12 protein-coding genes are annotated in these 13317 nt (G+C 67.9%); 3 read left to right on the top strand and 9 right to left on the bottom strand.

Features of this window, described 5'->3' with window-relative positions:
* Positions 1 to 35: 35 nt before the first annotated feature.
* The 3 genes from folE to hpt form a co-directional block, all read right to left on the bottom strand.
* Positions 36 to 728 (bottom strand): GTP cyclohydrolase I FolE, encoded by a 693-nt coding sequence (gene folE, locus BW971_RS01530; protein WP_407701179.1) that lies wholly within the window; start codon positions 726 to 728, stop codon positions 36 to 38.
* 85 nt (positions 729 to 813) lie between these two features.
* Positions 814 to 3222: an ATP-dependent zinc metalloprotease FtsH gene (gene ftsH / locus BW971_RS01525; protein ID WP_076475864.1), complete on the bottom strand. Its 2409-nt coding sequence runs from the start codon at positions 3220 to 3222 to the stop codon at positions 814 to 816.
* 136 nt (positions 3223 to 3358) lie between these two features.
* Positions 3359 to 3958 (bottom strand): hypoxanthine phosphoribosyltransferase, encoded by a 600-nt coding sequence (gene hpt / locus BW971_RS01520; RefSeq protein ID WP_234974156.1) that lies wholly within the window; start codon positions 3956 to 3958, stop codon positions 3359 to 3361.
* A 319-nt stretch (positions 3959 to 4277) separates the two neighbouring features.
* Between hpt and BW971_RS01515 the strand changes: the two genes are divergently transcribed.
* On the top strand, positions 4278 to 4931 hold the full coding sequence (locus tag BW971_RS01515; protein ID WP_076476328.1) for a DUF8020 domain-containing protein: 654 nt from the start codon (positions 4278 to 4280) through the stop codon (positions 4929 to 4931).
* Positions 4932 to 5015: 84 nt separating this feature from the next.
* Here the strand turns inward: BW971_RS01515 and tilS are convergent, their stop codons facing one another.
* The 3 genes from tilS to dacB are packed head-to-tail and all read right to left on the bottom strand — an operon-like array spanning position 5016 to position 8441.
* Positions 5016 to 5981, bottom strand: coding sequence for a tRNA lysidine(34) synthetase TilS (gene tilS, locus BW971_RS01510; protein WP_407701178.1), 966 nt, complete (start codon positions 5979 to 5981; stop codon positions 5016 to 5018).
* Entirely contained in the window at positions 5960 to 7030 is a 1071-nt protein-coding gene (locus BW971_RS01505) for a zinc-dependent metalloprotease (RefSeq protein WP_076476325.1), read from the bottom strand. Before BW971_RS01505 ends, tilS begins: the two co-directional genes overlap by 22 nt.
* 28 nt (positions 7031 to 7058) lie before the next feature.
* Positions 7059 to 8441: a D-alanyl-D-alanine carboxypeptidase/D-alanyl-D-alanine endopeptidase gene (gene dacB, locus BW971_RS01500; protein ID WP_076475862.1), complete on the bottom strand. Its 1383-nt coding sequence runs from the start codon at positions 8439 to 8441 to the stop codon at positions 7059 to 7061.
* Positions 8442 to 8577: 136 nt separating this feature from the next.
* Between dacB and BW971_RS01495 the strand changes: the two genes are divergently transcribed.
* Entirely contained in the window at positions 8578 to 9066 is a 489-nt protein-coding gene (locus BW971_RS01495) for an inorganic diphosphatase (RefSeq protein ID WP_076475860.1), read from the top strand.
* A gap of 161 nt (positions 9067 to 9227) precedes the next feature.
* Here the strand turns inward: BW971_RS01495 and BW971_RS01490 are convergent, their stop codons facing one another.
* Positions 9228 to 10925 (bottom strand): MDR family MFS transporter, encoded by a 1698-nt coding sequence (locus tag BW971_RS01490; RefSeq protein WP_076475858.1) that lies wholly within the window; start codon positions 10923 to 10925, stop codon positions 9228 to 9230.
* Positions 10922 to 11518, bottom strand: a complete 597-nt coding sequence (locus tag BW971_RS01485; protein ID WP_083709205.1) for a MarR family winged helix-turn-helix transcriptional regulator — start codon at positions 11516 to 11518, stop codon at positions 10922 to 10924. Before BW971_RS01485 ends, BW971_RS01490 begins: the two co-directional genes overlap by 4 nt.
* A 237-nt stretch (positions 11519 to 11755) precedes the next feature.
* Here BW971_RS01485 and alc point away from each other — a divergent pair, with 237 nt between their 5' ends.
* Positions 11756 to 12739, top strand: a complete 984-nt coding sequence (alc, locus tag BW971_RS01480) for an allantoicase (protein WP_234974206.1) — start codon at positions 11756 to 11758, stop codon at positions 12737 to 12739.
* Between the two features lie 24 nt (positions 12740 to 12763).
* Here the strand turns inward: alc and BW971_RS01475 are convergent, their stop codons facing one another.
* Positions 12764 to 13246 (bottom strand): hypothetical protein, encoded by a 483-nt coding sequence (locus BW971_RS01475; protein WP_076475852.1) that lies wholly within the window; start codon positions 13244 to 13246, stop codon positions 12764 to 12766.
* Positions 13247 to 13317: the final 71 nt, after the last annotated feature.

Genomic DNA, 13317 nt, shown 5'->3' with positions numbered 1-13317 from the left:
CCACCGGTGGGCGGACCGCGGTGCGCACGGCGCTGCTACTTGGTCCGGGAGATGAGATCCAGGGCCTCCCCACGGGACACGGCGCTGGTCTTGAACAACCCGCGGACCGCCGACGTGGTGGTGGTCGCACCGGGTTTGCGGATGCCGCGCATGGCCATGCACAGGTGCTCGGCTTCGATGACCACGATGACGCCGCGCGGTTCCAGCCTGCGCACGATCGCGTCGGCGATCTGACTGGTCAGCCGTTCCTGCACCTGCGGACGTTTGGCGTACAGGTCCACCACCCGGGCCAACTTGGACAACCCGGTCACCTGGCCGGACTCACCGGGGATGTAACCCACGTGGGCGACGCCGTGGAACGACACCAGGTGATGTTCGCAGGTCGAATACATGGGGATGTCCTTGACCAGGACCAGTTCGTCGTGACCGACGTCGAAAGTCGTGGCCAGCACCTCGTCGGGATCGACGAACAGTCCGGCGAACATCTCCTCGTAGGCGCGGGCGACGCGGGCCGGGGTGTCGCGCAGTCCGTCGCGGCCCGGGTCCTCCCCCAACGCGATGAGCAGCTCCCGAACCGCCGCTTCGGCACGCGGCCGGTCGAATGCGGTCGGACCTGTTCCGTCCGTTGCGTCGGTCACGTCGGGACCGTTCCCGTCGGGTCTGGTCCTCTCCGAGCCGGCGTGCACGGTGTCGTGCCCCGGTCGCGAGCCATGATCGGTGACAGTCATGGGGTGCGCCTTTTCTCGTAGGTCACAGCTTCTTCCGGCACATCATCATCTCGGCCGCAATTCTTCCGCTGGTCGGACGACGGCCCTACTGCTGGTCGTTGTCGCGGGGCGGCCAGCCGGGCGCCGACCATCCGGGAGGGGTGCCGTAGTCGGGACGGGTGCCACCGGACTCACCGGTACCCGGCGCCGGGTAACCGGGGTTGCCGTTACGGGGTGGCTGCGGTGCCGGTTGATGTCCGGGGTCGCCGTAACCGGGCGCCCCGCTGCCCGGACCGTACCCGGGAGTTCCACCGGGTTGACCCTGGTTGCCGGGCTGCGGGTGTCGGTACCCGCCGGGCTGCGGAGGCTGATACCCCGGCTGACCGTACGAACCCGGTTGCCCCCCGGGGTAGCCGTATCCGCCGTTCTGTCCGGGAGTTCCGCCACCGTGATATCCGGGGTAGCCGTTGCCGTTCGACCCCGGCTGCCCGTACTGGCCGTTGGGACCGTATTGGCCGTTGGGGACCGGCTGACCGTTCGCGCCGGCGGGCACGGTCTCCTTCTCGAGGCTCGGCGCCTCGATCTCCGGCGGCCACGGTTCGCCCCGTTCGGCTGCCCGCTCACGCGGCGTCTTCACCGGCGGCTTGTCACTGGGGGTGCGATCACCGAAGTCGTTGAAGGTGGTGATACGCGGCCGTTTCTCCACGGCGGAGAAGATGGCCTCGAGGTCCTTGCGGACCAACGTCTCTCGCTCCAGCAACTGGGTGGCCAGCTCGTCGAGGACGTCACGGTATTCGTTGAGGATGGCCCAGGCCTCGGTGTGCGCGGCCTCGATCAGCCTGCGAACCTCCTCATCGATCTCGCCCGCGACCTCGACGCTGTAGTCGGCCTGCGCCCCCATGGAACGGCCCAGGAACGGATCGCCCTGCTCCTGGCCGTACCGCACCGCACCCAGCTTCGCGCTCATGCCGTACTCGGTGACCATGGCGCGGGCGATCTTGGTGGCCTGATCGATGTCGGAGGACGCACCGGTGGTCGGCTCGTGGAACACCAGTTCCTCCGCCGCGCGTCCACCCATGGCCATCACCAGTCGCGCGATCATCTCCGACCGGGTCATCAGGTCCTTGTCCTGCTCCGGCACCGCCAGGGCGTGTCCCCCCGTGCGACCACGGGCCAGGATCGTCACCTTGTAGATCGGGTCGAGGTCGGGCATCGCCCACGCGGCGAGCGTGTGCCCGCCCTCGTGGTATGCCACGATCTTCTTCTCCTCCTCGGAGATGATGCGGCTCTTGCGGCGGGGACCGCCGATCACGCGGTCCACGGCCTCCTCCAAGGCCTCACCGGTGATGACCGTCTTGTTCTCGCGCGCGGTCAGCAGGGCGGCCTCGTTGACCACGTTGGCCAGATCGGCGCCCGACATACCCGGGGTGCGCTTGGCCAGTCCGTCGAGCTCGGCGTCGGGTGCGATCGGCTTACCTGCCGCGTGCACCTTGAGGATGGCCTTGCGCCCCGCCATGTCGGGGTTGCTCACGGGGATCTGCCGGTCGAAACGGCCGGGACGCAGCAGGGCGGGGTCGAGGATGTCGGGTCGGTTGGTCGCCGCGATGAGGATGATGCCGGTGCGGTCGGAGAAGCCGTCCATCTCGACGAGCAACTGGTTCAGCGTCTGCTCGCGCTCGTCGTGACCGCCGCCGAGACCCGCACCGCGCTGACGGCCGACGGCGTCGATCTCGTCGACGAAGATGATGCAGGGGGCGTTGTTCTTGGCCTGCTCGAACAGGTCGCGCACGCGTGAGGCGCCCACACCCACGAACATCTCGACGAAGTCCGAACCGGAGATCGTGAAGAACGGAACCCCGGCCTCACCGGCGACAGCGCGGGCGAGCAGCGTCTTACCGGTACCCGGCGGCCCGTAGAGCAGCACACCCCGCGGGATCTTCGCTCCGAGCGCCTGATATCGCGCCGGATACTGCAGGAAGTCCTTGATCTCGTAGAGCTCCTCGACCGCTTCGTCGGCGCCGGCGACGTCGGCGAAGGTGGTCTTGGGCATGTCCTTGGTGAGCTGTTTGGCCTTGGACTTGCCGAAGCCCATGACGCCGCCCTTGCCACCGCCCTGCATGCGGTTCATCACGAAGAAGAACAGCCCGAACAGCAGGATCATCGGCAGGATGAAGATGAGCATCTGCCACAGGACGGACTCCTGGGTGATGTTGGTCTGATACGGCGCACCGGTGGACTTCACGGCGTCGAAGACCTGCTCGCTGGCCGCGGCCGGGAACTTCGATGAGATCTTGGTGGAGCCGTCGACCGTGTTCTTCAGCTCGATCCGCAGGCGTTGCTCACGGTCGTCGAACTGCACGTTCTTCACGTTCTTGGCGTTGAGCTGACTCAGCGCCACCGAGGTGTCGACGTCCTTGTATTCGCGATTGCCGTCGCGGAGCACACTCCAGCCCCAGATCGCCAGCACGATCACGGCGACGATGGCGAGGTTTCGGAAGACAGTCTTACGGTTCATTCGCGTCCCGGCGCAAGCCGGCCCACCCTTCACAATTCGATGACACCTGGCCTATCAGGCTACCTGTCAACGTCGGGACGCACTCAGCCGTTCCCGTACCGCCCTGACCTGGGCGGTCACTCTTCGGGTGTGGCGGTCAATCCTGGTACACACTGCGTCGCAGCCTGCCGATGTAGGGCAGGTCGCGATAGCGCTCGGCGTAGTCGAGGCCGTACCCGACCACGAACTCGTTGGGGATGTCGAATCCCACGTCGGCGACCTCCACCACGTTGCGGACCGCGTCGGGTTTGCGCAGCAGCGTGCACACCTCGAGGCTGCGCGGATGGCGGGTACGCAGGTTCTTCATCAGCCAGGACAGTGTCAACCCGGAGTCGATGATGTCCTCGACGATGACCACGTCGCGGTCGGCGATGTCGCGGTCGAGATCCTTGAGGATGCGTACCACCCCCGACGACGAGGTCGCCGAGCCGTAGGAGCTGACGGCCATGAACTCCATCTGACACGGGATGGGGAGCGCTCTGGCGAAGTCGGTCATGAACATCATCGCGCCCTTGAGAACGCCGATGAGCAGGAGGTCGTCCTCGGCGGCGGGATAACGGGTGGCCACCGCAGCGGCGAGTTCGGCGGTCCGATCCCTGATCTGCCGTTCGCTGATCACCACGGCCTCGATGTCGTCGCCGTACGAGTTCTTGTGCGTCGCGCCCGCCGGGGTCGTCTCCACGGTGTCCTCGCCCACTCGCCACGCCCTTTCGCCGGTGCCCCCGATGCCGTACCGGTACAGCTTGACATGTCGACCGGTCGGGCCGGAGGGCGACGGGTCGAGCGATCAGACGACCCATTCCCCGATGAATCGGACTCATTGCACCGATTTTGGTGTTTTTGGTTCGATGACGATTTAATGTCGGGACGGACACGGCTCGAATTCAACCGGGGCATGAATTCGGACCGAGTCTTCCGGTAAACCGTTTCACAGTCGGCTCATCGGGTGCCCGAATTGCAGTTTCATGAATGTCGGTCCCCATGTTCACGTCTACTTCGAGAAAGATCATGCGTACATGAAGATCCGTACAGTTCTGGTGGCGGCTGCGATGGCGACCCTGACCGCCGTGGGCCTCACCACCGGCACCGCCCAGGCGGCCCCCGCTCCGAGCCAGATCGGTTACACAGCAAAGGTTTCGGGCGGGAGCGTGATCTTCCGTACCGATGCCGGTTCGCTGCGCGACACCAACGGCGGGTTGCAGGTGGTCGACGGCAAGGGCAGCGTGCTGACCACGATTCCGCTGACCATCGCCTTGAATGGCACGCCGGTACCTGTTTCCGCATCGGTGAATGGTCGAACCGCCACCATAACGCCCGATCGCACCGTCGCCGCCACCGCGCGACAGAATGCCGCGGCCGGCAAAGTCCTGGCCGAGAAGTTCACGTCGAAGCGCGATCGCGACGACAAGGCATTGGCCCGTCTCGGCAGTTATGTGAGCACGGCGGTCTCGATCGGCGCGCTGGTGGGCACCATCATCGGTGCCGCGGCGGGTTGCGTGGTGGGCGGCGTCATCTTCCCGGCGATCGGTTGTATCCCGGGTGTCATCACCGGTGCGGGATTCGGCGGCATCGCCGGCACCATCATCGCCGGGGGACCGACCCTGATCGGTGCGGTGACGCAGTACTTCAACACCGTCAACTCACCGTTCGACCCCAAGAAGGACTACTGATCCGCTGAGGACGACACAGCGACGGCGCCCACCCGTGTGGTGGGCGCCGTCGGTGCGTCCGGGGCGAGTTCGAGGTGTGCCGTGTCAGCGGCGGTGACGCTCGATCACCAGGCGGTCGTCGACCCTGGCGACCACCCGACGCACGTCCCGGTCGCCACCGATGGCCACCGCGCCCTGGCCGTGCCAGTCGACCAGCAGGTCGTCCACGGCCCTGATCACCGGTTCGGTGGGGGTGGTACCGAGCCGGTGCAGCCAGTCGCGCAGCACTCGGGTCCGGACGGGAGCGGGCAGACTCCGCACCACCGTCACCCCCACCCGCTCACCCGTCACCGCGTGCTCACGGGCCAATTCGTCGAGGAGGTCGTTGTCGGCCCGCAACTCACGCGCGGTGCGGGCCAGCGCGGGCGCCACCCCGCCGCCCAGCACCTCCTCGAGCAGCGGCAACACCTCCGCGCGTAAGCGGACCCGGGTGAAGGCGCGGTCGCTGTTGTGGGGGTCGTGATGTGGTGCCAGCCCCAGCTCCGCACAGGCTCGAGCGGTGAGTTCGCGACGCACGCCCAGCAGCGGACGGCCCCACGGGTCCCGCCACGGCCGCATCCCCGCGATGGACCGAGCGCCCGATCCGCGCGCCAATCCGAGCAACACCGTCTCGGCCTGGTCGTCCAGGGTGTGCGCGATCAGGACGGGCAGCCCGTCGCGGGCGCCGTCCAGGGCCTCGTACCGCGCGACGCGGGCAGCGGCTTCCCGGCCCCCGCCGGTGCCGACCGACACCCGTAGCACGCGTGTCCGCAGACCGAACTGCTGCGCCTGCTGCGCCGCACGCTCAGCGACGTCACCAGACCCCGGTTGGAGGCCGTGGTCGACGATCAGCGCACCGATGGCGACGCCGGTGCGAGCGGCCGCGGCGGTCAATGCCAGCGAGTCGGCACCGCCGGACAGCGCCACCCAGGCACCGTCGGGCAGCGGGTGGACGAAGGCACGCACCGCACGCTCGAGAACCGACAGAGCGCCGTCGGGGCGACGACCGTTCAGAGCACCCGGTCGATCCACAGCCGTGGCTCATCGATCTCGGCGGGTCGCGGCAGCGTCTCCGGCGACGTCCAGACTGCGTTGAACCGCGCCATGCCGACCGTGGCGACCACCTCGTCCACGAACGCCTTGCCGCGGATGTACTGCGCGAGTTTGGCGTCCATACCGATCAGGGCGCGCATGATGCGCTGCAGCGGGTTCTGCGGCCGGTTGCGGCGCTTGTCGAAGGCCTCGCGGATCCGTCCGACGGTGGGTACCAGACCGGGTCCCACTCCGTCCATCACATGGTCGGCATGCCCTTCGAGGAGGGTGCCGAGCATCATCATCCGGGAGAACGCCTCATACTGTTCCGGCGTCTGCAGCAGCTGCATCGCACCCAGGACGCCGCTCTCCCGTTTGCGACCGCTACGCAGCGACTCGGTGATCCGCCGCAGCGCCTCGGCCCCGGACTCTCCGGTGTCGGTGGTGAGCAGCGCGACGTTGTCGAGCATGTGGTCGCGTAACCACGGGTTGGCCGAGAACTGCACCCGGTGGGTCACCTCGTGCAGGCACACCCACAGCCGGAAATCGCTGGGCACCGCGCCGATGGCCCGTTCCACGGCGATGACGTTGGGGGTGACCAACATCAGCACGCCGTCGGCGCCGCTCTGCCGGTCGGGGGTGAACGGGTCGTACTGACCGAGGATGGCACCGGACAAGAAGGCCAACAATCCGCCTGCCTGCAGACCGCTGACGCGGCCGGTGATCGACGGCGACGGTTTCTCCTCGTCGGACAGCCCACCCCCCAGCATCGACGACATCGACTGCGCTGCCGCACTGATCCATTCCTTGCGATCGAGCACCTCCGCGGCGGGCACGGGCAGGCCGTCGGCGAGTCCGGTGACCTCACGGACCGGTGCCTCGGCACGCCTGGCGGCGTCGAACAGTTCCTCGCGCGCCTGGTTCAGCGTGTAGCCGGTGGTGCGCGGTCCGGGTCGCGCGATCCGTCGTCCCACGGTCGCGGCGACCGACCAGTCGATGCGCGCACCCACCGGCACCTCGTCGGTCCCGCTGTCGCTGTCGGCGCTCATCGTCGTTCCCCCATCACGGGTGTCCCCATCATCGGCATCCACACTCCCGCAACGCGGTCGCGACCGTGTCCAGCGCCGGTCGGGCCTGGTCGGGCGAGGTGCCGTTGGACATCAGGGCGAAGGTGAGCACGCGGGCATCTCGCGTCTGTACGATGCCCGCCAGCGTACTGACACCGGTGAGGGTGCCTGTCTTCGCGCGCACCCAACCGGCCCCGGAGTCCGCACCCCCGGTGGTGAACCGGTCCGACAACGTGCCCGTCGCACCGGCCACCGGCAGCGTGTCCAGCAAGGGCCGCAGTCGTGGCGTGGTGTTCCCCGCCGCCGCGGTGAGCAGTCCGTCCAACAGTTGCGCGGTCAGTCGGTCGTCCACCGACAGCCCGTTGGTGTCCTTCAGGCTGACCCCGGCGACACTCTGTCCGTTGTCGGCCAGCGTCTTGTGTACCGCCTGCACCGCACCGTCGAGGGACGCGGTACCCCCCTGCGCCCGGGACAGCTCGATGCCCAGCGTCTCGGCGAGCACGTCGTCGGAGAGATTCATCATGTCCACCAGGCGGGTGGAGAGCGGGGCCGAGCGCACCGACGCGACCACCTGGGCTCCCGCGGGAGCGGTCGCCTCGCGCACGGTGTCGGTGGGCAGCCCCAGGTCGGCGGCGAGCGCTCGCCCCGCGGCGGTGGCCGGGGTGTCCGTCCGTGGCGAGTACAGCGCCAACGGATCGAGGCGACCCGAATCGGCCATCAGCGACTGCACCGGCGCGATGCTGCCACCCGCGATGTCGTCGGTCTCCCAGGTCTTGGCCATCGACGGTCCGGTGAACTGGCTGGTGTCCACCGACACCGACGTCGGGTCGATACCCGCGGCGCGGATCTGCTTCGCCAGATCGGCGATCCGGGGGGCGTCGGTGAACAGGGTCGGTGCGCCGAGGGGCTGGGCCGACAGGGTGGGGTCGCCCGCGCCGACCAGGATCACCTCGTTGCCGGTTCCCCGGACCACCGTGGTGGTCAGGCGGTGGTCGGCGGGCATACCGAGCATCGAGGCCGATGCGGTGAGCAACTTGGTTGTCGACGCCGGGACCATCGGCCGCGCCGGATCCGACGACCACAGCACGTTCCCGGTGACGGCGTCGGTGACCTGCCCGGTCAGTCGCCCGAGGGCCGTCGCAGCGGCGGGCTTGGCCAGTGCGGCGCGCACCCCGTCGGCGGTCGGTTCCGGCGCGGTCGCCGCGACCGGGGTGACCCGTGGGCTCGGGGTGACCTGGGGCACCGTCGACGGCACACCGGGCGGCAGGGCCACCGTGTCGGAGTCGTCCAGTTTCAGCGCGATCAGCGTGACCGCGGCCGCGATCACCAGCACCGCCACCAGCGACACCGCCGTCCACAGCACCGTCTTCGTGGTGGTCCGGCTCCTGCCCACTCGTCCTCCGGGTCGTCTCGGGGTCGGCTTTCACGCCGCTGGCCGCAGGCGCACCGTGCCACAGTATCGTTGACTCGATTCTCCCAGGCCCCGCCCGAGACCGTGGGGCATCAACGACGACGCAGGAGGACTGCACGTGGAGTTCGACGTCACCATCGAGATCCCCAAGGGCTCGCGCAACAAGTACGAGGTCGACCACGAGTCCGGCCGCGTCAAACTGGACCGTTACCTGTACACCGCCATGGGCTATCCCGCCGACTACGGCTTCCTGGAGAACACGTTGGGCGAGGACGGCGACCCCCTGGACTGCCTCGTGCTGCTGACCGAATCGGTCTTCCCGGGCGTGCTGGTGGAGGCCCGCGTGGTGGGCATGTACACCATGTCCGACGAGGCGGGCGGCGACGACAAGCTGCTCGCGGTCCCCGCCGGTGACACACGCTGGGATCACATCCAGGACATCGGCGACGTGTCCACGTTCGAGCTCGACGCGATCGCCCATTTCTTCGAGCACTACAAGGATCTCGAGCCCGGCAAGGAGGTCCAGCCGGGTGGTTGGGTCGGTCGCGCCGAGGCGGAGAAGACCGCACAGGAGTCGGTGGAGCGGCTGGCATCGCAGGGTCACTGAGCCGCTGCCCGAGCCGGGATTCGCACCAGTTTCTGCGGTGCGCATCTGCTGCAGTGGGCGCGAACTCGCGGAACTGGTGAGAACAGCCCGGGAGCGCATCGCTCCCGGGCTGTTCTGTGCTCGATCGACGAGCCTCGGACGGCTCACCGCCGCCCCGCGGATCAGACCGCGCCGGTGGGCTCCGCGACACTCGGCGCGTCGTCACCCGACGTCGGACGGGTGCGCAGTGGCAGCTCCGTCCAGGTCAGCACCCCGAGCAGCGCGATCAGCGCCACACCCGAGACCGACAGGAACACCACATCCATCGAGTCGGCGAACCCCTGCTTGATCGGGCCGGCCAACGCGTCCGGCAGTTTGCTGATCACCGAGGTGTCGTTGAGCACCGAACCCGTGCTCCCGCCCCCGGAGGTGAGCCCCTTGGCGAATCCGGCGACCTGCGGGTCGGAACTGGTCGCGGCCTGCTGCACCGACTGCCTGAACTCCGGCGTGGCCGACGCCGCGGTGAAGTTGTCGGAGATCTTGGGCCCCATCAGGCTGAACAGCACGGAGAAGAAGACCGCGACCCCCAACGTCCCGCCGATCTGGCGGAAGAAGGTGGCCGAGCTGGTCGACACACCCATGTCCTTCATCGGCAGCACGTTCTGCATGGCCAGCGTCATCGGCTGCAGCAGGTTGCCCAGGCCGAACCCGACGATGAGCGCGTAGACCATCACCACGTAGATCGGGGTGGCCGGGCTGACGTAGTGCAACGCGAAGGCACCCACCGTCATCATCACCGCGCCGATGATGGTGAAGATCTTGTAGCGTCCGTGACGCGAGATCAGCTGACCGGAGAAGATCGAACCGGTCATCAGCCCCAACACCATCGGCAGCATCTGCAGACCGGCGATGGTGGGACTGGAACCGCGGATGACCTGGAAGTACTGCGGCAGCATCGAGATACCGCCGAACATCACCATGCCGACCACCATCGAGATGACGATGCCCTGGGCGAACACACGGTTCTTGAACACCCGCAACGGGATGATGGCCGACTCGCCCATGTAGTTCTCGACGGTGACGAACAGACCGATGCCGATCACGCCGACCACGTAGCAGACGATGGCGGAGACACTGCCCCAACCCCATTCGCGACCCTGTTCGGCGACGATGAGCAGCGGAACCACCGCCACCGACAATGCGATGGCACCCCACCAATCGATGCGGCCCTTGGTGCCCTTGCGCTGCTCGTAGTTCAGCACGCGGAACACCACGGCGAGCGCGATGAGGCCGATCGGCACGTTGACCAGGAACACCCAACGCCAGCCGCTGACGAACAGGATGCTGTCCTGACCGGCGAACAGGCCACCGAGCACGGGTCCGAGCACGCTGGAGGTGCCGAACACGGCCAGGAAGTACCCCTGGTACTTCGCGCGCTCCCGTGGGGGCACGATGTCGCCGATGATGGTGAGTGCCAACGACATCAGACCGCCGGCACCGAGACCCTGGAGGGCGCGGAAAGAGGCTAGTTCGTACATCGATGTGGCGGTGCTGCACAACAGTGACCCGACCACGAAGATCGAGATGGCAAGCATGAAGAACGGCTTGCGGCCGTACATGTCGGAGAGCTTGCCGTAGAGCGGGGTGACGATGGTCGCAGTGATCAGGTACGCGGTGGTCACCCAGGCCTGCAACGAGTAGCCGTTGAGGTCGTCGGCAATGGTGCGGATCGCCGTCGAGACGATCGTCTGATCCAGTGCGGCCAGGAACATCCCGATCATCAGGCCGCCCATGATGGTGAGGATCTGCCGGTGCGTCAGCGAGGCGCCGGTGAAGGCACCCCCTTCGGCTCGGCTGGTGGTTGTCGATTTGTCGCTCATCGTGCCGTCTCTTCCAGATCTGCGGAATCGTCGAGGTCGGCCCCGTCCCGGCCTGCGGGCTGAAGGCCGTGGGGGGCGGATTCCGTGGGGTTGTTCTCCATGTGGTCGTTCAGGTCGCGTTCTGCACTCTCGGCGAAGCGGCGCAGCAGGGCGGTGAACGTCGCCACCTCGTCGTCGGTCCAGTCGACGAGGGTCTGCTCGATCCAGGCCAATCGACCCTCGCGGAGCTTGCTGACCTTGGCCCGGCCCTCGTCGGTCAGGACGAGGACGGTGGCGCGGCCGTCGCGTGGGTCGGCCTCCCGCCGGACCAGTCCGAGGTCGACCAGGTTGGCGATGTGCCTGCTGACGGTCGACGGGTCGGTGTGTAGTGCCTCGGCCAGTTCACCGGATCGTGCCGGGTGGTCCGCGAGGCGGAACAGGAACCGGAACGCCGCGGTCTCCAGCAACCCGTGCCGGGTGGGCACCTTGGTGCCGGAGAAGCGGTCGCGCATGCGGTTGTACCCGGCCATCGCGGCGAGCAGTTCTTCCGTCTTGCCCGAACGGGTGCCTGCCGGACGATCCCGGCCGGATCGGTGGGGTTCGGCATCGGACATCTGCACCGCCTCCTTCCACACGAGTCCGACACGACCGTGCGTGTCGTCGTCCATCACTTTCTGTGCGCAACTGATTGCTGTAGACAATTGCTTGCGCTCTACAAGAATGTTCCTTTCGGCACCGGTTGGCAAGTCCGGGAGCGATCGGCGCCCCGCGCGGTGGGTAACGTACGGGCGGTGAACCCTCCTTCTCCGCAGATCAACGGCCGTTCCGGAACCCGCCCGCACTTCACATCGATGCCCGACCTGGCGCTCCGCGATCTCGGTGCGGCGGTGGTGTGGTCCAACGACGACCTGTTCGCGGAGGCGCAGAACCTGATCAAGACGCGGCCCGCCGAGTTCCAGCCGGCCACATTCGGGCACAAGGGTCAGGTGTACGACGGGTGGGAGACCCGTCGGCGGCGGCAGGACGGCATCGATCAGGCCATCGTCCGACTCGGCGTACCGGGTGTGATCTACGGCGTGGTGGTCGACACGGCGTGGTTCGTCGGGAACTATCCGCCGGCGATCTCCGTGGAGGCGACCGCGGTCTCCGGGTATCCGTCGGTGGAACAACTACTGGACGCTGCCGAGTGGACCACCATCGTCGAGCGCAGCGAGGTCAACGGCGACACGCAGAACCCGTTCCGGGTGGACGCGAAGGAGCGTTTCACCCACGTCCGGTTGTCCATCCATCCCGACGGCGGGGTCGCCCGCTTCCGGGTGCACGGACGCGGGGTGCCCGATCCGGCGTTCCTCACGCACTCGGGTATCGACCTGGCGGCACTCGAGAACGGCGGGTTGATCACCGCGTGCTCCAACATGTTCTACAGCTCACCCAACAACCTGCTGATGCCCGGGCGAGCCCGCAACATGGGTGAGGGATGGGAGACCTCGCGCAGGCGGGACCGCGGCAACGACTGGGTTCAGGTGCGGACCGCGGGTGAGGGACGGGTCCGGTTGGTCGAGCTCGACACGAGTTGGTTCCTCGGCAACGCGCCCGGGGCTGCGTCGATCCGCGGCCGCGACACCGCCGACGGCGAATGGTTCGAGATCCTGCCGGGGACCTCGTTGCAGCCCGACACCCGGCACCGGTTCGTGGTGGAGTGCGAACGCCCGATCACCGAGGCGCGGATGGACGTCTTCCCCGACGGTGGGATGGCCCGGCTACGCCTGTACGGCGATCTCACCGAGGCCGCGGTCGCCGAGATCGAACAGCGGTGGGAGTCGGGCGAGGCCTGACGGGCCGCGTTGCCGGGGATGGCGTCAGGCCGCGCCGGCCGCGGCCATCCGCTGGTGGAGCAGCGGAACCACGTCGTCGGCGATCCGGGCGACGGTCGGGTCGCCGTCGATCGGGTGGACGATCACCGCGTCGGCGACTCCGGCCGTATAGAGATCCAGGACCAACGTGAGCAGTCCGTTCACCGTGCCCACGTAGCGCAGGGTGTCGGAACCATCAAGCGATTCGCCGAGCCGCAGCAGTTCTGCCCGCGCGGTCGCGGCGTCGTCGGCGACGAGAGCGTCCACCTCGATGGCGACCAGCAGCCGTCCGGGGTCGTCGGACTGCTCACGCAGCACGGCACGGGCTCGGATGCCGTCTCGCAGACCCGGCTCGCGGACGCGGACCACCTCGGTGTCCACGGCGACGTCACGGTCCCATCGCAGCGGACCGGATGCGCCGAGGCGCTCGACCGCGACCACCAGGTCGGGACGGGCGGCGAGTCCTGTGTTGTTCACGCTCCCGGTCATCTCTGCTCCCCCGTCACTTCGACTCCTCTGCCATCTCGACCTCTCCGTCGATCTGTCTACCGCGCCTCCGC

This window comes from Williamsia sterculiae (assembly GCF_900156495.1).
Lineage (GTDB): Bacteria > Actinomycetota > Actinomycetes > Mycobacteriales > Mycobacteriaceae > Williamsia_B > Williamsia_B sterculiae.
The sequence above is the reverse complement of the archived record's forward strand: the minus strand, read 5'-3'. Positions and strand labels throughout refer to the sequence as shown.

Bases quoted from the DNA above. Each gene is read 5' to 3' on its own strand.
- folE (WP_407701179.1), bottom strand. From the start codon at position 728: ATGACTGTCACCGATCATGGCTCGCGACCGGGGCACGACACCGTGCAC.
- BW971_RS01475 (WP_076475852.1), bottom strand. From the start codon at position 13,246: ATGACCGGGAGCGTGAACAACACAGGACTCGCCGCCCGTCCCGACCTG.
- alc (WP_234974206.1), top strand. From the start codon at position 11,756: ATGCCCGACCTGGCGCTCCGCGATCTCGGTGCGGCGGTGGTGTGGTCC.
- BW971_RS01515 (WP_076476328.1), top strand. From the start codon at position 4,278: ATGAAGATCCGTACAGTTCTGGTGGCGGCTGCGATGGCGACCCTGACC.
- BW971_RS01505 (WP_076476325.1), bottom strand. From the start codon at position 7,030: ATGAGCGCCGACAGCGACAGCGGGACCGACGAGGTGCCGGTGGGTGCG.
- ftsH (WP_076475864.1), bottom strand. From the start codon at position 3,222: ATGAACCGTAAGACTGTCTTCCGAAACCTCGCCATCGTCGCCGTGATC.
- BW971_RS01485 (WP_083709205.1), bottom strand. From the start codon at position 11,518: ATGTCCGATGCCGAACCCCACCGATCCGGCCGGGATCGTCCGGCAGGC.
- BW971_RS01490 (WP_076475858.1), bottom strand. From the start codon at position 10,925: ATGAGCGACAAATCGACAACCACCAGCCGAGCCGAAGGGGGTGCCTTC.